We start from the raw sequence: 22,234 nt of genomic DNA on the forward strand, positions 1-22,234 counted from the left end.
CTAGGACGCTAGCATCTCGGAGGCAGCCAGCAGGTTTTGGCCCACCAACTCCCCGAGGTGCTTTTCATAGCTGTCAATCATGACCTCAGCTGCGAACCGCGACGCCGAGGCCTGCACCTCCCTCCCGTCTGCCCCGCGGGCTTGTTCAACGGACAGCGCCAGGTCAGCCGCCGAAAACCCCTTGGCGACCACCCCGGCCCGATCGTCAATGATTTCAGCCATCGCCCCACAGGGCAGAGCAGCCACCGGTGTACCGCAAGCCATCGCTTCAACGGTGCTCAACCCGAAGGGTTCGGCCCATAACGGTGAGGAGATGAACACCGCTCCTGAGCTGAGGAAAGACGCCAGTTGGCCGTGGTCGAGGTGGCCAACATGCTGGACCGATTCGCTCAGCAGCGGGGCGATGGTCCGATCGAAGTAGTCCTGATCACTGATAGGACCGGCAAAACGGATGCGCATCCCGGCGAGAGTGGCAGCTTCAATTGCCACATGCAGACCCTTCTCGGGGGTAATCCTCCCGGACCAGACAGCTGTATTGGGCCGTCGTCGGGCTGGACCTGCAGTGCGCCATTCCTCGAGACGGATTCCATTGTGGACCACGCTGATGTTCTGCAGATGATTTTTCCACTGCAGCGCATTGGCGGCCGACACGCTAACAAACCGGTGTCGCGGGGGCGGGCTGTAATCGGCGGCGTCAAAGACGTCCGTCACCCGCGGCAATGGTGGGGTGTGCAAGATGGACAGCATGGGGTGGCGCGGCGGATTGGCATGCGGCAACGGGCTCAGCGAGTTGTTGATGACGACGTCGAAAGCACCCTTGTCGACCAGGTCGAGAGTGACACGCTGCGCATTATCGAGGAGGTGCGTCTGAGCATCGCGATCTGGGCCGTCGGGATACTTGATAAAGGTGAATTCTGCGTCCAGGACGGGCACCACTGTGCCCGGCGTTCGACTACCGTCCTTGGCGAACAGGGTCACCGAATGGCCCCGGGCGGTCAGTTCTTCGGTCAGTAGGGCGGTATGCATTTCCAGCCCGCCGGGATAGGGGCTGGCGATCGGATGGTGCAGGTGTGCCATGACGGCAATGGTGAGCGGGTGTGCAAGCAGCATAAAAGTAAGTATGCTTCATTGCCGTCAAAAATCGGTACGCAGACGGGAGAGAGAACTACTGGTCGGGTTTCTCCGCGTGAAGGTTTTTGGTGATCAGGTCCTGTTTCCGGACCGCCGCGTGGGTGGCGCGTTCAGCAACCAGCCACGCTGGCGGCTCCTGCAGGAGCGCAGTGATGTCGGTGGTGGTGAGCGGCTCGGTGACTCCCCCACGGGCCAGACCGCTGATGGAAATACCGAGTTTCTGTGCCACTACCGGGCGAGGGTGAGGTCCGCTGCGGCGAAGCTCAGCCAGCCATTCAGGGGGATGCTGCTGCAGATCATTGAACTCGGCCCGGGCGACGTCGTTGTCCTGGAATTCCTGTGGTGCGGCTGGTAGGTAGATTCCCAGTTTCTTCGCCGCTGTAGCGGGTTTCATGGTCTGGGGGCTTTTTGCGGGGGTCATTCCTCAACCCTAGCTCCCCCCACCGCTTCTGGCCTGCGCCCGGTCTGCATTCGTGCGAAGAAGGCGGCCAGCTCAGCCCTTGCCGTGAGTGGCAGCACGTGGGCCACGTACTGGTCCGGACGGACGATGACGACGACGCCGTCCCGGTCCAGTCCGCGCAACCCGAAAATGTCGTGATCGGAGTCGGCGCAGAAAACCTTCTCCAGATAGTTCAGTTTGAACGGCCCCACCTGGGGCTTGAATACCGCTGGCACAGCGTTGATGTCGAGGCTCTGGTGATCCTGCTGGTAGATCACTTTGACGTCGAACCACGAGTCGCGGTCGGTGTCCTCTGGCGTCAAGACGAGCGGGGAATTCGGCGCGGATGCCAGCCAGTCGGCGAAGGTGCCGACCTTCGACTGGGTACCCGGCAGGGCTTCATCGGCGAAGACGTAGATGCGCCACCGCCCGTCGGCCATCGCCTGATGGCCAAGCTGAAGAGGGTTGGTGTCACAGACGCGTATCACCGGCGCTGACTTGAAACGTTTGCCGATGGGGAACCCCGCGGCGAGCTGCTGGTGCGTTGCCTCACCGACAATCAGGGAGGGCATGTACTCGGTCATGAATCCGGCGGGGAACTCCATGGTGCTGGTGTAGAAGGTCTCAAGTTCCGTCGGGTCCTCAAATTCCTCGGGTTTCCGGGCCATCAAAGAGGACCACTGCTTGTCGAAGTCGATCAGGTTTTTCGCTACGACCTGCCGCTCGGCGGAGTAGGTGGACAGCAGGCTTTCGGGGCTGCGGCCTTCCAGAACGTGGCCGAGTTTCCAGGCAATATTGAAACCGTCCTGCATGGAGACGTTCATTCCCTGGCCGGCTTTCGCGCTATGTGTGTGGCAGGCGTCCCCGGTGATGAAGACCCGAGGGGTACGGCTGCCGAGCTCCTCGGGTCGGACGTCGTCGAAGCGGTCAGTGAGGCGGTGTCCCACCTCATACACGCTGTGCCAGGCGACGTTGCGGACGTCCAGCGTGTAGGGGTGAAGGATGGCGTTGGCCTTGTGAATGATCTCCTCAATCGTGGTGCTGCGGATTTCGCCTTTGGTGTGTGTATCGACGTCGCCCAGGTCGACATACATGCGGAAGAGGTGGCCACCCTCCCGGGGAATGAGAAGGATGCTTCCACCAGTACCGGACTGAATAGCGCACTTCAGCCGGATGTCCGGGAAATCGGTGACGGCAAGAACATCCATGACTCCCCACGCATGATTCGCTGCATCACCGGCGAGCGTGCAGCCGATGGCGGTTCGGACCTTGCTGCGGGCTCCGTCGGCGCCGATCACGTATTTGGCCCGCACTGACCGCTGCGTTCCTTCGAGGGGTCCGGTGGTGTGGGTAAGTGTGACGGCGACCGGGTATTCGTCCCCGTCGGAGACGGTCAATTCAACGAAATCGAGACCGTAGTCGGGTTTCATGCGGGTGGGGGAGTTGGCCATGACCTCGGCAAAGTAGTCGAGCACACGCGCCTGGTTGACGATGAGGTGCGGGAATTCGCTGACGCCCGCCGGGTCGTCGAGCGGGCGGGCGGTCCGGACAATACGGGAGGGATCCGCCGGGTCGGGTTTCCAAAACGCCATCTCGGTAATCCGGTATGCCTCTGCAGTAATGCGCTCGGCGAACCCGAAGGCCTGAAAGGTCTCAACACTCCTCGCCTGGATGCCGTCAGCCTGCCCAATCGCGAGTCGGCCGGGACGGCGCTCAACAATGCGAGTGGCGATTGTAGGAAATTGGGATAACTGGGCGGCCGCGAGCATTCCGGCCGGCCCGCTGCCGACGATCAGCACATCCACCTTATCGGGCAAATCGTCTGGCCTGTCGATACCGACGCCGGACGCTGCCTGGACCCGCGGATCACCTGATACATAGCCGTGATGGTGAAAATGCACGGTATTCCTCGCTCACTTCGGTGTGAAACTGCTGGATTTTACAATTCTAAAAGTTCTATATTCGAACAAGCTATTCGATAATCGAATGTCGTAGCTAGAACTGTACGGCGGAAATGACGTAGGACACAACATCTTGTTTCGTGAAGCAGAGGGGTTGACGTGTTACGGGTCACACGACATCATGATCGTATACGATTTCATACATGAGAGCTTGATGACGTGTAGAACGATGAGGAGACCGCGACATGACCATGGAGTCCGTAAGCGCTGAACTGCTCGGCCGTACCCGGAAGGTGATCGCGGTTCATATCAACTACCCCAGCCGTGCCGCGCAGCGAGGACGTACTCCGTCGCAGCCTTCCTACTTCCTCAAACCTTCCTCGTCTCTTTCGCTCGGGTCGCTTGAGGCGCCAGGCGTTGTCGAGCGTCCGCTGGGCTGCGAATTGCTCGGTTACGAGGGCGAAATCGCTCTGATCATCGGCACCACCGCGCGCCGGGTTAGCCCTGTTGAGGCTTGGGGGCATGTCCAATGGGTGACCGCCAGCAACGATCTGGGCGTTTATGACCTCCGCTACGCGGATAAGGGTTCGAACGTTCGATCCAAGGGTGGCGACGGATTCACCCCGGTTGGCCCCGACCTCATTCTTGCCAAGGACGTTGATCCCACTGCACTGCGGGTACGCACCTGGCACAACGAAATTCTCGTCCAGGACGACACCACTGAGGACCTGCTGTTTCCCTTCGCCCAGCTTGTCGCCGATCTGTCCCAGCTCCTCACCCTTGAGGAGGGCGACATTATCCTGACCGGCACCCCCGCTGGCGCGTCGGTGGCGAATCCAGACGATGTTGTGGATGTCGAGGTGACCGCAGACGGCTACACCAGCGGGCGGCTACGAACAGTGGTGGTCGCGGGCACGACGCCGTTCGCCGACTTCGGCTCAAAGCCAAAAATCGATGACACCCAGCGCGAGGAAGCCTACGGTTCGCGTGAGGTAGCAGGGCTGGAGCCGCTTGCACAGGCCCTGCCACCGAGTCTGAAGAAGAAGCTCGAGGGGGTTGCCACCGCCACGCTGTCCTCCCAGTTGCGAAAGCGGGGCCTCAACAATGTGAGCATTGATGGGCTGCAGGCAACCCGTCCGGAACGCCGCGTGGTGGGACTGGCCCGTACCCTGCGTTTCGTTCCCAACCGGGAGGACCTTTTCGCATCACACGGTGGGGGGTTCAACGCTCAGAAGCGCGCCATCGACTCGGTGAACGACGGCGAAATTCTCGTCATGGAAGCACGGGGTGAAAAGGGCACCGGAACGGTAGGGGACATTCTGGCCATGCGCGCCCAGGTTCGGGGCGCAGCGGCCATCATCACCGATGGCGGGGTTCGTGACTACTCGGCGGTCGCTGAGCTCGACATGCCGACCTACTTTGCCAACCCCCACCCAGCAGTTCTGGGCCGGCGGCACGTCCCGTGGGATACCGATATCACCATCGCGTGCGGCGGAACAACCGTCCAGCCCGGCGACATTATCGTTGCCGATTCAGACGGCATCCTCGTCATCCCGCCGGCACTTGCCGAGGAACTCGTCGACGACTGCATCCTGCAGGAGCAGGAAGAGACTTTCATCTTCGAAATGGTCAAGCAGGGTAACGGTGTTGATGGGCTCTACCCCATGAACGCGGATTGGAAGGCGAAGTACGTGCAGTGGATCGCTGAAGAAGCATCGAATGACTGACGCCGTCGTCGCACAAACGACTGGTCTGGAAGGTGATGTCCCACCGACCAGCAAGTCCGAGCGGGCCTATGCCTCCATCAAAGCCCGGATCATCGAAGGCTCTCTCTCCCCGGGATACCGGCTGGTGCTGGCAAAAATCGCCGAGGACCTTGGTGTCAGTGTGGTACCGGTCCGGGAAGCAATTCGGCGTCTCGAAGCCGAAGGTCTGGTGACGTTTGAGCGCAACGTTGGCGCGACCGTCTCAGGAATCGACCCCACCGAATACCTTTACACGATGCAAACCCTCAGTGTTGTCGAGGGGGCAGCCACCGCCCTTTCCGCGCCGCTGATCGATTCGGTAGCGATAGCCCGGGCACGCACGGTCAATACCCAGATGCGGGAGTGTCTTGACCATTTCGACCCGGTTCGTTTCACGGCACTTAACCAGGACTTCCACAGCATCCTGTTTGAGCACTGCCCCAATCCGCACATCCTTGATTTGGTGCACCGCGGCTGGAACCGGCTGGCAGCGCTTCGGTCGTCCACGTTCAGGTTCGTTCCTGGGCGTGCCAAGGAATCGGTCCTGGAACATGAGGCGCTGCTGAAGCTGATCGAATCAGCGGCCGATGCCGACATCATCGAGCACGCTGCCCGCCGTCACCGCTCCGCAACACTCGATGCCTACCTTGCGCAGGCATCCGCCTCCGTCGAATAAGCCCCCCCCCACAAGTAGTCAGGAAGAAAAACTATGACGTCGACCGTCCCTGAAATCACTCACTATGTACCGCAGGACGTGCCCACGCACCTCCAGCACTACATCAACGGAAAGTTTGTTGATTCCGTCAGTGGGAAGACCTTCGATGTGCAGGATCCGGTGTCCAATACCAATTACGCCACCGCTGCCGCCGGGCAGGAGGAAGACATTGACCTCGCGGTCGCCGCTGCACGCGGGGCATTCGTCAACGGCCCGTGGCCGCAGATGAAACCACGTGAGCGAGCCCGGGTTCTCAACAAGATTGCCGACGCCGTTGAGGCGCAGGAGCCACGCCTGGCCGAGCTGGAGAGCTTTGACACCGGGTTGCCCATCACTCAGGCGAAGGGCCAGGCCCTGCGTGCAGCCGAGAACTTCCGTTTCTTCGCCGACCTCATCGTGGCTCAGTTCGACGACGCCATGAAAGTCCCGGGTTCCCAGATTAACTACGTGAACCGGAAGCCGATCGGTGTCGCCGGGTTGATCACACCCTGGAATACCCCCTTCATGCTGGAATCCTGGAAACTGGCCCCGGCCCTGGCGACGGGAAACACCGTGGTGCTCAAACCCGCCGAATTCACTCCGCTCTCCGCCTCCCTGTGGGCCCAAATCTTTAGGGATGCCGGGCTGCCCGAGGGCGTGTTCAACCTGGTCAACGGGCTCGGCGAGGAAGCGGGAGATGCACTGGTCAAACATCCTCACGTGCCGCTGATTTCCTTCACCGGCGAGACCACCACCGGACAGACAATCTTCCGTAACGCGGCGGCCAATCTCAAAGGTCTCTCCATGGAACTCGGCGGGAAGTCGCCATGTGTCATCTTCGCCGACGCGGACCTTGACGCGGCCATTGATTCGGCGCTCTTCGGTGTTTTCTCGCTCAACGGTGAACGCTGCACCGCCGGGTCCCGCATCCTGGTGGAACGCGGCATCTACGACGAGTTCTGCGAGAATTACGCTGCCCGCGCGAAGGCAATCGTCGTCGGCGATCCTCACGATCCCAAAACTGAAGTCGGTGCTCTGGTCCACCCCGAGCACTACGAGAAGGTTGCCTCCTATGTCGAGATCGGCAAGTCCGAGGGCAGGCTGCTGGCCGGCGGCGGACGGCCAGCGCACCTACCCGAGGGCAACTACATCGCGCCGACGGTGTTTGCAGACGTCGCACCGGAAGCACGGGTCTTCCAGGAGGAGATCTTCGGGCCGGTAGTGACGATCACCCCGTTTGATAACGACGACGAAGCGCTGGCGCTGGCCAACAACACCAAGTACGGTCTCGCCGCCTACATCTGGACGCAAAACCTGACCCGTGCCCACACCTTCTCCCAAAACATGGAGGTTGGCATGGTGTGGCTGAACAGCCACAACGTCCGCGACCTTCGCACCCCATTTGGCGGCGTGAAAGCGTCAGGTCTGGGTCATGAGGGTGGCTACCGGTCAATCGACTTTTACACCGACCAGCAGGCGGTCCACATCAGTCTCGGGGCCGTCCACACCCCGAAGTTCGGCAGCATCGCACCAGCAAGCAACGAACGCTAATACACTCACTCGAAGAAGAGAGACCACCATGACCAACTTCGTCCCCACCCCCAGCGTCCCGGCCCCTGACATTGTCCGGTGCGCCTACATGGAAATCGTCGTTACTGACCTCGTGAAGTCGCGGGAGTTCTACGTTGACGTCCTCGGCCTGCATGTCACCGAGGAGGACGACAGCAACATTTACCTCCGGTCGCTGGAGGAGTTCATCCACCACAACCTTGTGCTCTGCAAGGGGCCGGTGGCCGCCGTCGCGGCCTTCGCCTACCGGGTCAAATCCCCGGCCGAAGTGGACGCTGCCGAGGCGTATTACAAGGAACTGGGCTGCCGCACCGAACGCCGGAAAGAGGGCTTCACCAAGGGTGTCGGCGATTCAGTCCGGGTAGAGGACCCCTTGGGCTTCCCCTACGAGTTCTTCTACGACGTCGAGCATGTAGAACGCCTTACCCAGCGTTACGACCTCTACTCTGCTGGCGAGTTGGTGCGCCTTGATCACTTCAACCAGGTCACCCCAGATGTGCCGCGTGGACGTAAGTACCTTGAAGACCTTGGTTTCCGGGTCTCGGAAGACATCCAGGATTCCGACGGCGTCAGCTACGCCGTTTGGATGCACCGCAAACAGACAGTGCATGACACTGCCCTGACCGGTGGCAACGGCCCACGGATGCACCACGTCGCCTTCGCCACCCACGAAAAGCACAACATCATCCAGATCTGCGACAAGATGGGCGCCCTGCGCATCTCCGACCGGATTGAGCGCGGGCCGGGTCGGCACGGCGTTTCCAACGCCTTCTACCTCTACATCCTTGACCCCGATGGCCACCGGATCGAGATCTACACCCAGGACTACTACACCGGCGACCCCGACAATCCGACGGTCACCTGGGATGTCCACGACAACCAGCGACGCGACTGGTGGGGTAACGCCGTCGTCCCGTCCTGGTACAGCGAAGCGTCACTGGTCCTCGACCTCGACGGCAATCCACAGGCCGTGATCGAGCGAGAGGAAAAAAGCGAAATGTCGGTGACTGTCGGCGCCGACGGCTTCTCCTACACCCGCAAGGAGGGCGAAAGTGATGCCCAGGGGTTCAAGTTGGGGGCGCAGCTGTAGCCATGCTGGACGCCATACTTATTGAAGCCATCGCCGATGAACTGGTCGAGGCCGGCCGCAGCCGCACCCCGATTCCCCGCCTGACCCTCAGATACCCCGACATGACGGTGGACGACGCTTACGCCGTGCAGCGGCTCTGGCGTCGACGCAACGAGGACGCCGGCCGGACGCTGGTGGGACGCAAGATTGGCCTCACCTCCAGGGCCATGCAGGCGGCCACCGGCATCACCGAACCGGACTACGGTGCCATTTTCGACGACATGGTGCTGGACACCGGCTGCTCGGTGGACTGGGACCGGTACACCCACCCCCGGGTCGAGGTGGAGTTGGCGTTTGTGTTGAAGCAGGATCTGTCCGGTCCAGGCTGCACCATCTTCGACGTCCTGAACGCCACCGATTATGTGGTTCCCGCCCTGGAAATCCTGGATTCCCGGATTGAGATGGAGGGCAGGACCATCGTTGACACCATCTCGGACAACGCGGCGATGGGCGCCATGGTGGTGGGCGGCCGCCCAGTGAAGCCCGACGCCGTCGACCTCCGCTGGGTCGCGGCTATCCTCTACAAGAATCAGACCGTCGAGGAGACCGGCGTGGCGGCCGGGGTGCTGGACCACCCAGCCGCCGGCGTCCACTGGCTGGCCAACAAGATTGCCGCCCACGGTGACAGCCTGAAGATCGGAGACATCATCCTCGCAGGCTCCTTCACCCGACCACTGTGGGTTCACCAGGGCGACACCATTCACGCCGACTACGGACCACTGGGAGCAGTGACATGCCATTTTCGCTAGAGACCACCTTCCGTGAAGCGCTCGCCGAAGCCGATCGCCCGCTAGCGGGCATGTGGGTGTGTTCCGGTAGCCCTCTAATTGCTGAGCTCTGCGCCGGAGCGGGTCTGGACTGGCTCCTCATCGACGCCGAGCACAGCCCGAACGGGTTGGAATCCATCCTCGCCCAACTGCAGGCTATTCACGGTTACCCGGTGCACGTCATGGTTCGTCCCCCGGTGAATGACAGTGTGCTCATTAAGCAGTATCTGGACCTGGGGGTGCAGAACTTGCTGCTTCCGATGGTTCACACAGTTGCTGAGGCTGAAGCGGCGGTTGCGGCCACCAGGTACCCACCTGCTGGTGTGCGGGGTGTTGGTTCGGCATTGGCACGGGCCGCCCGTTGGAACCGGGTGCCCGATTATCTGTCGCTCGCTGGGGAGACCATCAGTGTGACGGTGCAAATTGAGTCAGCTGCCGCCGTCGACGCCGTCGAGGCGATCCTTGCGGTTGACGGTGTTGACGCGATCTTCGTGGGCCCAGCCGATCTGGCAGCCTCCATGGGGGTGCTGGGGCAGCAGGACCACCCTCGGGTGCGCGCCGCCGTCGAACGCTGTCTTTCAGCGGCGCAGAAAATGGGCAAACCGGCTGGTGTTAACGCCTTTAACCCCGAAACGGCGCGCCACTACCTGGCCAGCGGCGCCAATTTCATTTTGGTGGGTGCCGACGTCGCACTCCTGGCCCGAGGCTCGGAAGCTCTGGCTGCCCAGTTCATTCCGGTGTCCGACGGCGATTCCCCCGCCAGCTACTGACCCTCATCCTTGATTGACCGGGGTGCTGGGCTTTCGGAGACGCTGGTGGGTTAGTGTGATCAGGTGTCCGAGCCCCAGCCCAGCGTCCTCACCGTCGGTTTTGTCCCAGGTGTGACCCCCGGTAAATGGGTGAGCAGGTGGCGTGAGAGGCATCCGGACAAACCGCTGGAAACCGTCGAATACGATGCCGCCAGCCAGGAGTTGGCCCTCCGTAACGGAACTGCTGATCTTGGTTTTGTCCGTCTCCCGGTGGAGCGTGAGGGTCTCAGCGTCATCCCGCTCTACGAGGAACAACCAGTGGTGGTAGCGGGCAAGGACCACGAACTGTCGCTGTTTGACGAGGTGCCATTCGCCGAACTGGCCGCTGAGAACCTGCTTGACGTCAACGCGAATGGTGGGGAGAAGGCTGCCATCGAACTGGCAGCCACCGGCGCAGGAGTGGTGATTGTGCCCATATCGATTGCCCGCCTCTATACCCGTAGGGACGCTGTCTATCGTCCGGTGCTGGATGTGCCTGCCACCACCATCGCCGTCACCTGGTTGGCCGAGAACACTTCCGAAGACATCGAGGAGTTCATTGGCATCGTCCGGGGGCGCACCGAGCACAGCTCACGGCAGCCTTCGGCAAAGGAGCCGGCAAAGAAGGAAAAGAAGGCGCTGAAGGCGGCCGGCAAGAAGCAACCATCGGCAGGGACACCGAAGTCGGGACCGAAGACTGGCGGGACCAAACGGTTGTCAGCAAAGGGCAAGAAGCAGACCCCGCGTGGCCGGAAGCCTGGTGCTGGGGGGCGTGGCCGCCGCTAGCACCCACCTCCACGCTTACTTTTCGCCGGTTCCCCGGGTGTGGCAGCGGTGTTATCGGTGCCCCGAATTGGGGTCTTGGTTGTGTCCCGGAAAATAGTTGAAATTGTTTTGCTGGGGGCCACTCCACGGACCTTATTTTGTCAGTGGTGGGTGATGGAATGGGGGTATGAAAAGCAGTACAGCTTCTTCTACCGGATCGGGTATCCCGTCCGATTCTGGTGCGGATTCCGGCTCCGATAGCGGGGCCGCGGATATGTCCGCGAGGACGCCCAGCCGGTATGGTCCTGGCGGCCCGTTGAGTGTCGACGCCGTGTGGGCGGCACCGGTCACTACCCCGCCAGAGAGCCTAACTGATTCCGACTGGGCCGATCCTGGCATGCTCGCTGATTCGGGTTTTGCTGATTCCGGTCCTGGTGCCCGGGCGCGGTGCAGCGGGGGGTCGGCTGCATTGACGGGTCAACTGGAGTTGGTTGCGGTGGCTGGTTTGGACTCGTTTGAGGCGCTGGAAGCGTTGAAGGGCGTTGGCGGGTTGAGGTCGTGGGCGGATGCGCAGGAAGCGAAACTGGTGACCCGGATCTTGGACCTTCAGGCTGAGCGGATCAACGCTGGCCGGGGGTTGGATCACACCCTTGGCGCGAGCGAGATTGGTGCCGCCTTGCGCCTGCCGGAGCGGACCGCAGGGTACTTGCTCGAACACAGTATGCTCCTGGCCCGCCACTATCCGGCGACCCTGACGGCGTTGGAAGACGGTAGGCTCTCGAAACGTCACGCGTGGGCGGTCGTGGAAGAGGCCACGAGCATCCCGGACCTTGTTCCCGCGGTCACCGTCGGCTACGAACAAGGGCTCATCGCGCTGGCGGGTCGGACGACGGTGGCGAAGTTCTGCCGCCAGGCCCTCCGGTTACGGGAGAAACTCCACCCGGAATCGATCACGATCCGGCACCGGAAGGCCGTCCTGGATCGTCGGGTGTATCTCGACCCGGCCCCGGACGGGATGGCCTGGTTTCAAGCGTTCCTTCCCGTTGAGCAGGCGGCAGGGATTTTCCACCGGGTCGATACCGCGGCCCGGAACCTGCAAGGCCCCGACGAACCCCGCACCCTCACCCAATTACGCGCCGACGTCCTGGTAGACGTCCTCACCAGCGCCGGAACCACCGGCCACATGACAGACGGACACCTGAGTGATCCCGAACCCGCCGGGTCGGAATCCGCTGGGGGTGCTGGGTCTGCACCGATTACCGTTCCCGAAACCAGCACCCCAGGTGAGGATCGCCAGTCGCGGGATGGTGATGGGTATTGGGGTGTTCAGGCGAAGGTGTTCGTCACCGTCCCGGTGCTCACCCTGTTGGGCGGGGATACGCCGGGGGAGTTGGAGGGGTATGGGCCGATCGATCCGGAGACCGCCCGGAAACTTGCCGGGCATGCGTCCTCGTTCACGAGGATCCTCACCCACCCCTACACCGGGGCCAGGCTCGGCGCCGATGCGGGCACGTATCGGGTGCCGAAGGACTTACAGGATACGGTGAGGGTGCGGGATGGGACGTGCCGGCATCCGGGGTGTAACCGGTTGGCGGTGTTCTGCGAACTCGACCACACCACCCCCTGGGCCAGGGGCGGGAAAACCAGTTACGGTAACTTCGCCTGTCTATGTAAACGTCCCCACGTGTTCAAAACCGAAGGCTACTGGCACTACACCCAACCCGAACCCGGGACCATCATCGCGATCTCCCCCGCAGGGGAAACCTACCTCACCCAACCAAACCCACCACCAACACCACCGGCTCCGTTCTGAACACGAAAACCAAGCCGACCAAGAGATATGGCGGGTTAGACTGCGAGTCAACCGGCCGCCAGCCCGCTGTGCGGTCAGCCCGCCACGCCGGCCAGTTGTGCCTCAGCCCGCCACGCCGGCCAGTTGTGCCTCAACCCGCCACATCTCGCTACGCGGCAGGATGGGAGCCGTTGACCGATCGGATGATCTCCGCGTAACGGTAGAAGGACGCGCGTGGCACCCGCTCCAATGTTGCGGGCTCCAACCGCACCAGACCAAACTTCTTCGTGTACCCCTCCTGCCATTCCCAGTTATCCATGAGGGTCCAATGAAAATACCCCCGTACATCGATGCCGGCGGTCACTGCCTCACCGATCGCCGCCAGGTGCTTCTCAAGGAACTCGATCCGCCGGGTGTCCTGCAGGCCGTCGTGCCGGCCAGCCGAACCACCCTGCGGTTCGTCGTCGTACGCGCATCCGTTTTCCGTGATGTAGACCGGTGGCAAATTGGGATAAGAGGCCTTGAGCTGCTCCAGGATGGTGGGGAGACCGGCGGGAAGGACCGGCCAACCGAAGTCGGTGACCGGGACGCCCTCGTAGGGTTTCGGAACAAAAGGCACCGGGTAAAACGGGGGAGCCGCCCCCACCTTGGTAGGAAAATAGTAATTGACGCCGTAGAAGTCCAGAGGCGCTGAGATGATCTCCATGTCGCCGTCGAGGATCACCTCGAAGGAGATCCCGTCCACCTCCTCCAGCTCTGGCGGATACCTGCCGGCCAGGACCGGACCGGCGAACTGGCCGTTGTGATAGTGGTCGTAGAGCACTGCAAGACGCGAGTCCTTTTCCGAATCAGTCTCCGGTTCTACCGGGGAATGGTTGTTGACGATGCCCACCGGTGTGGAGAGGGTCTCGCGCAAAATTCGCACCGCGTGTCCGTGCGCCACCAACAAATGGTGAGCGACCACGAAAGCACTGCCCAGCAGCATCAAACCGGGTGCGGCGTGTCCGATCGCATGTCCAACGCCAGTATGTACCACAGGCTCGTTGAGGGTCATCCATGCAGCGACCTTGGCGCCGAACTCGTCGCGCAAAATTCTTGTGTACTCGGCGAACGCGGCAACCGTGTCGCGGTTCTGCCACCCACCGGAGTCCTGCAGGGCGAGAGGCAAATCCCAGTGGTAGATGGTGACCCAGGGCTGAATGCCTCGCTCAAGCAGGGCATCGAGGAGGCGATGATAAAAGGCGACACCCTCGGGGTTCGCCGGTCCGTGACCGGTGGGTTGGATCCGCGGCCAGGCGATCGACATCCGGTACACCTGCCCGCCTAATTGCTGGAGCAGGTCGAAGTCCTCGGCATACCGATGATAGTGGTCGCAGGCGATCGCAGCGCTTGACGCATCGAGGATATTCCTGTGGGTCCTGGCGTATGCGTCCCAGATACTCTCGCCGCGGCCGCCCTGATGGATACCGCCCTCAATCTGGGCGGCAGCGGTGGAGGTTCCGAAGACGAACCCGGGCGGTAAACCAAATTCGTTCATCTACTCCACCCGTTCTAACGCTCGGCCTGATTCCTTTACCTAAAACCCATAAGTCCGTTTGGTCAATGGCTATCCACCTGACACCTCTGCGGTGGCTGGGCGCGGGAGGCATGCGGGTAATGTGCTGACTATGCGGATTGAACCGACCCCCGACAAGTCCGGGGCGCAGACGGCAGATCCACCGAACGGTCTGAACGGTGCGTCACGCACCCGGTTCGCCAACCCAGCACAGCTCAGTCCAGCGGGGCCCCTCAAGCCGGGATGGGGACTCTGGCAAGCGGCAATGGGTCTGGTCTTGGTGCTGGCCTTGCCGCTGGGGACTACCCTGGCCCTCTCCTCGGTCCTCCCATTCGGGCCGGAGCTCGTCTTCGTATCGCTGTGCCTCACGTGGATTGTCCTCCTGGGAAGCAGCATATTGGCGTCGCGGAGATGGGGCTTCGGGTCGCTGGCACATGACTTCGGTTTGCGGTTCAAATGGATTGACTTGGCGATCGGGGTTGGCGTTGGCATCGCCGCTCGCATCATCCTGGCTCTGGTACAGGTGACCATCACCCTGCTCTGGCCGCTCGGCGAAGGTGAAGTTCTGCAGGGGAATGCAGGAGTCTTCCTGACTGGCGACAGCCGTTGGATCTTTGTGAACGCAGTCCTGGGCGGGGCGTTGATCGCTCCGTTCCTTGAGGAACTCTTCAACCGCGGGCTGGTCCTGCGTGCTGTCCAGAACGCATGGTGGTTACGTGGATCCGCCAGAGGCATGGTCTCGCCTGCAACCCCACGGCGCTCACTGACAACTGCGACCGTGTTGGCAATTCTCGTCAGTTCCCTCGCCTTCGGGCTTCTGCATACCGGCGCGGTTGCTGACTTCCGATCCTCGGTTTACCTGCTTGTCGGCACTTTCACCGTCGGGGTGATCTGTGGCCTCCTCACCGTGTGGACTGGCCGGTTGGGGCCCGCGATCGTCACTCACGTCGTTTTCAACGGATCGGCAATAGGGCTTCTTCTGATCCTGCCCCCCGATTTGCTCCCATAGTTCGCACGCTCAAGTGTCCGCCGATAGGAAGAACCCAGGCATATGCAGTTCAAAGAATATTCGACCCTCCTCGTCACCCATGAGGACCCCTTGGTCACCATCATCATCAACCGGCCGGAGGCGCTCAACGCCCTGTCGTCGCAGGTGATTGATGAGCTGGGTGATGTCTTCAACGTTCTCAAAACGGCGACGGACGACGACGCCCGGTCGTTCCGCGGCGTGATCATCACCGGGGCGGGCGAGAAGGCGTTCGTTGCCGGGGCGGATATTCGCGAGATGACCGCAATGACACCCGACGAGGCCTGGGAGTACAGCACCAGGATGCAGGCACTTACCCTCAGGTTTGAAGCACTACGGGTTCCGGTCATCGCCGCGGTCAACGGGTTCGCACTGGGTGGAGGCTGCGAGCTAGCTATGGCCTGTGACTTCATCTATGCCACCAGCTCAGCCTCCTTTGGTCAACCGGAAGTCAGTCTGGGCCTGGTTCCGGGGTTCGGCGGCTCCGTCAGGATGCAGCAGCGGGTGGGACCTGCCGTGGCTCGGGAACTGCTGTACACCGGTCGGCGGATCACAGCGGATGAGGCTCTTCGGATCGGCCTTATCAACGCGATTCTCAGCGACCGGGACGAACTGCTTGCGGCCGCGCGAAACACGATTGGAGCAATCGCCAGGCAGTCTCCCGCAGCGGTCGCCGCAGTGAAGGCGACAGTGGCGCGCGTCGAGGGTCTATCCACCACCGAGGGTCTTGCCATCGAAGCCGAATCGTTCAAGGGGGCGTTCACCACGTCGGACATGCGCGAAGGAACCCGGGCGTTTCTGGCCAAGGAAAAACCCATCTTCCCCGGCTACTAACCGAGGAAGATGGGTCGCGGAATCTAGACGTTGGCGGGCTTGGTTACCGTCGCCGTCGGCTCCATGTTTTCGGCGTCAACCATCCATGCGTACTGCTCAAGCTTCTCAATGAAGCCATGCAGGATGTCGGCCGTGGTGGGGTCTTCCTCATCGATTTGGTCGTGCACGTCGCGCATGGTTTTCACCGTGCCCTCAAGCAGCGCGACGACCATGGTGACGGTGTCCTTGGTGGAGACAAGTCCCGCAGGGAACTCGTTGAGGGTGGTCCCCTTCGCGACTGAAGCGCTGCGGCCATCAGGTACCGCGTGCAGGGCGCGCATGCGCTCGGCGATCTGGTCGGCGAAGAGGCGGGCGTCGTCGATAATCTCATCGAGCTGCAGGTGCATGTCGCGGAAGTTCTTGCCGACGACGTTCCAGTGCGCCTGCTTCCCCTGTAAATGGAGCTCAATCAGCTCGACCAGTACGGCCTGCATGTTGTCGGTCAGTTTCTTTGACGCCTTCATGGATATCCTCCTATGTGTCGGACCTGCCCTCCCGGGTCCCGGGAAAGGGCCAGGTAAGGGGTGGATCTACCTTCACCCTAAACCGCGAATGTTATGGAAATCCAGCGGAAAGCCATACGATAAGTGAGCTTAGTAGTTCTTACATCGTAGAACTTACCGGAGGAATCAAGATGACGACAGTTCAGGAATTCATTGACGTGGCAGTGCCCGTGAACACGGCCTACAACCAGTGGACACAGTTTGAAACCTTTCCCCAGTTCATGGGCGGGGTTGAATCAGTCACCCAAGTGTCTGATACCCGTAGCCACTGGGTCACCAAGATCGGCGGGGTGGAACGGGAGTTTGACACCGAGATCACCGAACAGCACCCCGATGAACGAATCGCCTGGAAGAGCGTTGATGGGAAGTCCCACGCCGGAGTGGTCACTTTCCACCGGATCGACGACGTCACCTCCCGCGTCGCCGTCCAGCTGGATTGGCACCCCGAAACCTTCACCGAAAAGCTTGGCTCGGCAGTTAACGCCGACAACCGGCAGGTGAAGTCCGACTTGCATCGCTTCAAGGATTTCATCGAAAGCACCAACACCGAAACAGGAGCCTGGCGGGGTGACATCGCCGCACCGTCGTCAGAATCCCCCTCCGGGACGTCCTCGCCCACGGCCGGAGCACCGGATCTCAGCGATCCCTCACTGGATGATCCGGAATCGGGTGTCCCGCGCGCAACAGTCGCGCCGCGCTAGCCGGAAATTCTGGAGGCGCCAAACGTTCGATGAGTTCCCTGCCGCAGCGTCAGGGTACGAGCAGAAAGACGGGTTCGAGACCGGAGAGGCACGAGCGGTCAGGAACCCGCGGTGAGGTCGCGGGTGGCCGGTCCTTCCAGAAGAGTGCCATCCGCGCTGAAGCGTGACCCGTGCAAGGGGCAATCCCAGGACCGTTCGGCGTCGTTCCAGCCCAGGACGCCGCCCAGGTGGGGGCAGACCGCCGATACCCGGTGCGTCACGCCGTCGACCACGCAGATGCCCTCAGGGCGCGCGCCATGGCGGACCACTATGCCCTGGCCCTCCGGTGGATTCACCGTGCTGGTGCGGGCCAGCCCTCCTAACCAGCCGTTCAACAGCTCCAACCCGACACCAGCGTTCGACTTGACGGTGCTAAGGGCGTCCTGCCGACCGATACGGGTGGCGTAGAGCTTACTGGCCCACGGCATCTGTCCGCCAAGGATCTCAGCTGACAGCGACAGAGCAGCTGCCACCGCGTTGGTCATCCCCCACTTGTTGTACCCGGTCGCCGTGTAGATCCTGTGGCGGCTGAGGGGCAGCTTGCCCACATAGGGTAGGGCGGACGCGGGTTCGTAGTCCTGCGCAGACCAGAAATGAACGGGCCGGGCCGCAGGAAAGTGTTCCCCGGTCCAGCGCACCAGATCATCAACGAGGCCCTGCGTGTGACTCTCGCGGCCCACCCGGTGCCCGTTGCCGCCGGTAATTAGGTAGCTGCGGCCGCCGACGACGGCGGTTCGAAGGGACCGTGTCGGCAAGTCGATGGAGAGGTACATCTGATCTAACGCCTGCAGCGCCCCGTCTTCAACGGCGAAGGCCACCGCGTAGGACCGCTGCGGGGTGAGGACAGTGAAGTGGCCTCCGCGGTCGAGGACGGGTGTGCCGGTCGCAAGGATCAGGTTTTCGGTAGTCACCGACCCGCGCGAGGTGTTGACCTGGATCTTGTCGCCCTTCAGCTTGCCGGTACTGATTCCTTCAACCCGGACGCCTTCGATGAGGTGGCCGCCGTGGGCGCGCAGGTCTGCCGCGAGGCCAGCGAGGCCCTGCAGGGGGTGGAACTGGGCCTGTCCGGGGAGGCTTAGCGCGCCTGTGACAGCGAACGGGAGGGTGGAGGTAGCCTCCAGGGTCGGCTCCAACCCGGCCTGGAGGCAGGCTTCATGTTCAGCTGCGAGGGCAACGGCGCCAGAGTCTGTGACCGAGTAGGTCACTGCGTCAGCGGTGTCGAATGGAATCCCGTGGTCACTGCAGAAACGCAGCAACCAGGACTGGCCCTCAAGGTTCCCTGTGACGTAGTGGCGCGCGGTTTCGGCGTCGTGGTGCCGGATAATGGTGGAGAGCTGGGTCCCTTGCAGGAGCGAGATTTTTCCTGTGGTGTTTCCGGTAGTGACTTCCCCGGCTCGCCGCGCCTCGAGGACGGCGACTCGTTGGCCGGATCGGGCGAGCAGCAAGGCAGTGCTGATCCCGGTGATTCCGGCGCCCACCACCACCGAGTCGAAGCTGGCATCGGGAGTAAAGGGGTCGGTTGGAATGTGGGGCCGAGTCGCCTGCCAGAGGGATGTCATCGGGTGCCTTCCGCCGTCGGAGTGTGGGACCTAAGCCCACTCCGAAAATCTATTCCCGTCAAGGATTCGGCTGTGTCGTTAGGTTTCCTGACGGCAACGGGTCCCAGATTGAATAAGTATGCTGAGGATCGAACCGCCAGAGGAAGAGGACCATATGACGACGCCGAAGCGGGCAGTACTTTTGAAGGTTGGGTCGGACTCCCAGGACGCCCTTTACGATCGGGCGGTGGCCGCTGCGGGTTCGATGCCGGGAGCTCTCACCCTGGCCGCCGACATCGGCGGGACCACCCCACTTCCCGGAGCGGGATCGACAGCAGCCCTCTGGGAGACGCTGGCGACCCTTGCCGCAGCTGACCTGTCGGTGGCCCGCACCGTTGAACCCCATCTGGATGCCCTGGCCATCCTGCGGCAGGCCCAACTGCCGGTGGCTCCCGGCACCTGGGGTGTGTTCGCCGCCGAAGGCCCAGGCGCCCGCCTTGAGGCGCAACGCGAGCCCGGCAATGGCTGGCTGTTGACCGGACGGAAGCCCTGGTGTTCCCTGGCAGGCAAGCTGGACCATGCGATAGTGATAGCCCACGTCCCCGACGGCAAACGGCGCGCCTTTACGGTCGACCTGCGGCAGCGTGGAGTCACCGCAATTTCCGGCACCTGGGTGAGCCGCGGGCTCACCGCAGTGGACAGTGGACCCGTCGACTTCGATCGGGTGCCCGGTTCTCCGGTCGGTGCCGACAATTGGTACCTGGAACGCGACGGATTTGCCTGGGGTGGATTGGGGGTCGCTGCGTGCTGGTACGGCGGGGCAGTAGGCGTCGCCCGGCGGCTGCTGCGCTCGGTTGGGGAACGACCGCCTGACCAGGTGGCGTTGATGCACCTTGGCGAGGTTGACCGGCACTTGCACGCAGCTCGGGTTGCGCTGGTCGAGGCGGCAACCGCCGTCGACGCTGGCAAGGCGGGTGGCGCTGCTGGAGCGCTGCTTGCAGCGCGGGTCAGGGGAATCGTGGCGGTCGCCGCCGAGGCGGTTCTTTCAATGGTGGGTCACGGGCTTGGGCCGGCTCCGCTGGTGCTGGAGGAGGATCACGCGCGGCGGGTTGCTGACCTGCAGGTCTATCTGCGGCAGCATCACGCCGAACGCGATGCGGCATCACTGGGCCGTCATCTCCAGCAGACGGAGGTTGCCCCATGGTGAGCTTTACGCACGATGAGGCGGGGACGCCTGAACAGAGCTGGAGCCAGGACTGGCGGAGCGATGCGCGGCTCAGTATTGAGGACCTTTTCGACGGCAGAATGCCCGAGCGTCTGGTGGTAGTGGCGGCGCATCCCGATGACGAGACGTTGGGCGCGGCCGGGCTGGTCCGACGCCTGGCCCGCGCCGGAGTGGCGACGGACATTGTTATTGCCACCAATGGTGAGGCGTCCCACCCGGACTCACCCACGCACACTCCGGCCCAACTGGCCGACGTGCGCCGGAGGGAACTAGGGGAAGCCGTCGAACTCCTCGCACCGTCAGCGCGAACGCATTTCCTGCACCTCCCCGACGGCTCGCTGGTCGTGAACGACCTTGCAATGCAGCTGCGCCGAATCGTTGGGGAAGGGGGACGTCCGGGGGAGCGCACCCTGCTGGTGGCCCCGTGGCGCGGCGACGGGCACGGAGATCACGAAGCCGCCGGTGCGGCAGCAGCCCTCATTGCCGCCGAGCTGAATATGCCGCTACTGGAATATCCCGTGTGGCTTTGGCACTGGGCGACCCCCGATTCCCCCGAGGTGCCCTGGGAACACCTTGAGGTGCTTGATCTAGCCGGTGATGAACAGGCGTTGAAGCAGTCGGCACTGCTACTGCACGCCAGCCAGACAGCGGCGCTCTCCGAGGCGCCCGGCGACGAGGCCCTGCTCGCCCCGACGTTCCTTGAACACTTTGCCCGCGGTTTTGAAACCTTTATCCCGACGCCCTCAGCGGGGGTCTTCGAACGGCTGCACGCCGGAGCCGACGATCCGTGGGGGCTCCAGGATCGCTTCTACGAACGCCGCAAACGGGCGGTGGCGTTGGCGCTGTTGCCCCGGGAGCGGTTCGCTGCAACACTCGAACTAGGGTGCTCGATCGGCGTGCTCTCCGCCGAGCTCGAGGCACGGTCCGATTCGCTGCTGGCGCTGGACATCAGCCCGACGGCGGTCGCTGCGACCCAGCGACGGCTCGCCGACTTCCCGGCCGCCACCGCCCGCGTTGCCTCAGTGCCGCGGGACTGGCCTGCGGGCGCATTTGATCTCATAGTGATTTCCGAGGTCGGGTACTTCCTCACCAGGACTCAGCTGCTCGACGTCGTCGCCCGGGCGGTGGCGTCCCTGACTCCCGACGGAGTGGTGCTGCTCTGCCATTGGCGTCACCCGGTGGACGGCTGGGAGCTGGACGGGGATACCGTGCATGAGTTGTTCCGCGGATCGTCTTCGCTGGCATTGTTCGCCGAACAATGCGAGGAGGACTTCCGCATCGACCTGTTCGTGCATCCACCAGCGGTGTCGGTGGCCCGGGCAACGGGGGTGCTGTGACAGCTCATCAGCTGCCGGGGGCTGTCGTCGTCGTCGTCCCCGCCCGGAACGAGGAGGAGAGCCTGCCGCAGTGTCTCGCCGCTCTTGAGGTGGCTGGCCTGGCGCTGGCGGCCGCCTATCCCACCGTTGAGGTGACGGTCACCGTGGTGCTGGATGGCTGCACCGACTCATCCGCGCGGGTGGTGAGTGAGTACCCGTTTGCCCAGCCGCTAATGGTCGACGTCGCCTCGGTCGGACCGGCCCGCAGGGCGGGCATCGCTGACGCCCTCGGCCGGGTGGGACACCCTGCCGGGGAGATCTGGGTGGCTAACACCGATGCCGACACTGTGGTGCCGCCACATTGGCTCGTCGAGCAATGCCGGTTGGCTGCCCGGGGGGTGCAGTTGGTGTTGGGGACAGTGGTGCCCGATCCGTCGGGGTTGGGCACTGAGCGCGAACGGGCCTGGCACGCGGCACATCCGCTCAACCACGGACATGACTACATCCACGGGGCGAACCTCGGATTCCGGGCAGACAGCTATCTCCTGGCCGGCGAATTCGCGGGGTTGGACGTCCACGAAGACGTCGACCTGGTCGCCCGCCTGAAAGCCCTCGGTGTCACTTGGTCGGCTGTGAACACCATCAGGGTAACCACCTCGGCCAGGATGTTGGGCCGGACGCCGGGCGGGTTTGCCCGCTATCTTCGGGAGCTACCGCTATAGCCAGCAGTGGGCAGG

General features: G+C 62.8%; 20 protein-coding genes. 14 read left to right on the forward strand and 6 right to left on the reverse strand.

The features are described from left to right. From ACX80A_RS04855 to ACX80A_RS04865, 3 genes are read right to left on the reverse strand one after another with little or no spacing between them, the layout of a single operon-like run. Window positions 1–1,110 (reverse strand): glycosyltransferase, encoded by a 1,110-nt coding sequence (locus ACX80A_RS04855; RefSeq protein ID WP_459258552.1) that lies wholly within the window; start codon window positions 1,108–1,110, stop codon window positions 1–3. Between the two features lie 55 nt (window positions 1,111–1,165). After that, on the reverse strand, window positions 1,166–1,552 hold the full coding sequence (locus tag ACX80A_RS04860; RefSeq protein WP_459258553.1) for a DUF5997 family protein: 387 nt from the start codon (window positions 1,550–1,552) through the stop codon (window positions 1,166–1,168). Continuing rightward, window positions 1,549–3,471: an FAD-binding monooxygenase gene (locus ACX80A_RS04865; RefSeq protein ID WP_459258554.1), complete on the reverse strand. Its 1,923-nt coding sequence runs from the start codon at window positions 3,469–3,471 to the stop codon at window positions 1,549–1,551. Before ACX80A_RS04865 ends, ACX80A_RS04860 begins: the two co-directional genes overlap by 4 nt. 251 nt (window positions 3,472–3,722) lie before the next feature. On the opposite strand from ACX80A_RS04865, the gene ACX80A_RS04870 reads away from it, so the two are divergent. The 8 genes from ACX80A_RS04870 to ACX80A_RS04905 all read left to right on the forward strand — a co-directional run bounded on the left by ACX80A_RS04870 (window position 3,723) and on the right by ACX80A_RS04905 (window position 12,741). Next, complete coding sequence (locus ACX80A_RS04870) at window positions 3,723–5,198, forward strand: fumarylacetoacetate hydrolase family protein (protein ID WP_459258830.1); 1,476 nt, start codon at window positions 3,723–3,725, stop codon at window positions 5,196–5,198. Continuing rightward, entirely contained in the window at window positions 5,191–5,892 is a 702-nt protein-coding gene (locus ACX80A_RS04875) for a GntR family transcriptional regulator (protein ID WP_459258555.1), read from the forward strand. Before ACX80A_RS04870 ends, ACX80A_RS04875 begins: the two co-directional genes overlap by 8 nt. 33 nt (window positions 5,893–5,925) lie before the next feature. Then, the gene (gene hpaE, locus ACX80A_RS04880) at window positions 5,926–7,461 is read left to right on the forward strand and encodes a 5-carboxymethyl-2-hydroxymuconate semialdehyde dehydrogenase (protein ID WP_459258556.1); all 1,536 of its coding nucleotides are present in this window, start codon (window positions 5,926–5,928) and stop codon (window positions 7,459–7,461) included. 28 nt (window positions 7,462–7,489) lie between these two features. Further along, window positions 7,490–8,569, forward strand: a complete 1,080-nt coding sequence (gene hpaD, locus ACX80A_RS04885) for a 3,4-dihydroxyphenylacetate 2,3-dioxygenase (protein ID WP_459258557.1) — start codon at window positions 7,490–7,492, stop codon at window positions 8,567–8,569. 2 nt (window positions 8,570–8,571) lie between these two features. Continuing rightward, entirely contained in the window at window positions 8,572–9,357 is a 786-nt protein-coding gene (hpaH, locus tag ACX80A_RS04890) for a 2-oxo-hept-4-ene-1,7-dioate hydratase (RefSeq protein ID WP_459258558.1), read from the forward strand. Further along, window positions 9,342–10,145, forward strand: a complete 804-nt coding sequence (locus tag ACX80A_RS04895) for an HpcH/HpaI aldolase family protein (RefSeq protein ID WP_459258559.1) — start codon at window positions 9,342–9,344, stop codon at window positions 10,143–10,145. The genes hpaH and ACX80A_RS04895 overlap by 16 nt, the downstream gene beginning before the upstream one ends. A 63-nt stretch (window positions 10,146–10,208) precedes the next feature. Then, window positions 10,209–10,949: a LysR family substrate-binding domain-containing protein gene (locus ACX80A_RS04900; protein ID WP_459258560.1), complete on the forward strand. Its 741-nt coding sequence runs from the start codon at window positions 10,209–10,211 to the stop codon at window positions 10,947–10,949. A 166-nt stretch (window positions 10,950–11,115) separates the two neighbouring features. Further along, on the forward strand, window positions 11,116–12,741 hold the full coding sequence (locus ACX80A_RS04905) for an HNH endonuclease (protein ID WP_459258561.1): 1,626 nt from the start codon (window positions 11,116–11,118) through the stop codon (window positions 12,739–12,741). A gap of 148 nt (window positions 12,742–12,889) precedes the next feature. Here ACX80A_RS04905 and ACX80A_RS04910 read toward each other — a convergent pair whose 3' ends face one another. Continuing rightward, entirely contained in the window at window positions 12,890–14,257 is a 1,368-nt protein-coding gene (locus ACX80A_RS04910; RefSeq protein ID WP_459258562.1) for a GH1 family beta-glucosidase, read from the reverse strand. 130 nt (window positions 14,258–14,387) lie between these two features. Here ACX80A_RS04910 and ACX80A_RS04915 point away from each other — a divergent pair, with 130 nt between their 5' ends. Both ACX80A_RS04915 and ACX80A_RS04920 read left to right on the forward strand, forming a co-directional pair. Beyond that, on the forward strand, window positions 14,388–15,284 hold the full coding sequence (locus ACX80A_RS04915) for a CPBP family intramembrane glutamic endopeptidase (RefSeq protein ID WP_459258563.1): 897 nt from the start codon (window positions 14,388–14,390) through the stop codon (window positions 15,282–15,284). Window positions 15,285–15,326: 42 nt separating this feature from the next. Then, window positions 15,327–16,136: an enoyl-CoA hydratase/isomerase family protein gene (locus tag ACX80A_RS04920; protein ID WP_459258564.1), complete on the forward strand. Its 810-nt coding sequence runs from the start codon at window positions 15,327–15,329 to the stop codon at window positions 16,134–16,136. Window positions 16,137–16,159: 23 nt separating this feature from the next. Here the strand turns inward: ACX80A_RS04920 and ACX80A_RS04925 are convergent, their stop codons facing one another. After that, the gene (locus ACX80A_RS04925) at window positions 16,160–16,639 is read right to left on the reverse strand and encodes a Dps family protein (protein ID WP_459258565.1); all 480 of its coding nucleotides are present in this window, start codon (window positions 16,637–16,639) and stop codon (window positions 16,160–16,162) included. A 170-nt stretch (window positions 16,640–16,809) separates the two neighbouring features. On the opposite strand from ACX80A_RS04925, the gene ACX80A_RS04930 reads away from it, so the two are divergent. Then, window positions 16,810–17,379, forward strand: coding sequence for an SRPBCC family protein (locus tag ACX80A_RS04930; protein WP_459258566.1), 570 nt, complete (start codon window positions 16,810–16,812; stop codon window positions 17,377–17,379). Window positions 17,380–17,477: 98 nt separating this feature from the next. On the opposite strand, the gene ACX80A_RS04935 is transcribed toward ACX80A_RS04930, so the two are convergent. After that, window positions 17,478–18,977, reverse strand: coding sequence for an FAD-dependent oxidoreductase (locus ACX80A_RS04935; RefSeq protein ID WP_459258567.1), 1,500 nt, complete (start codon window positions 18,975–18,977; stop codon window positions 17,478–17,480). A 154-nt stretch (window positions 18,978–19,131) separates the two neighbouring features. Here ACX80A_RS04935 and ACX80A_RS04940 point away from each other — a divergent pair, with 154 nt between their 5' ends. Genes ACX80A_RS04940 through ACX80A_RS04950 form a run of 3 tightly spaced genes read left to right on the forward strand, consistent with a single transcriptional unit; the run spans window position 19,132 to window position 22,219 of the window. Continuing rightward, window positions 19,132–20,163: an acyl-CoA dehydrogenase gene (locus ACX80A_RS04940; RefSeq protein WP_459258568.1), complete on the forward strand. Its 1,032-nt coding sequence runs from the start codon at window positions 19,132–19,134 to the stop codon at window positions 20,161–20,163. Further along, complete coding sequence (locus tag ACX80A_RS04945; RefSeq protein WP_459258569.1) at window positions 20,157–21,518, forward strand: PIG-L family deacetylase; 1,362 nt, start codon at window positions 20,157–20,159, stop codon at window positions 21,516–21,518. The genes ACX80A_RS04940 and ACX80A_RS04945 overlap by 7 nt, the downstream gene beginning before the upstream one ends. Next, window positions 21,515–22,219 carry a glycosyltransferase family 2 protein gene (locus ACX80A_RS04950; protein WP_459258570.1) on the forward strand — a complete coding sequence of 235 codons (705 nt, stop codon included), beginning with the start codon at window positions 21,515–21,517 and terminating at the stop codon, window positions 22,217–22,219. Before ACX80A_RS04945 ends, ACX80A_RS04950 begins: the two co-directional genes overlap by 4 nt. Window positions 22,220–22,234 lie beyond the last annotated feature (15 nt).

The organism is Arthrobacter sp. TMN-50 (genome assembly GCF_054511125.1).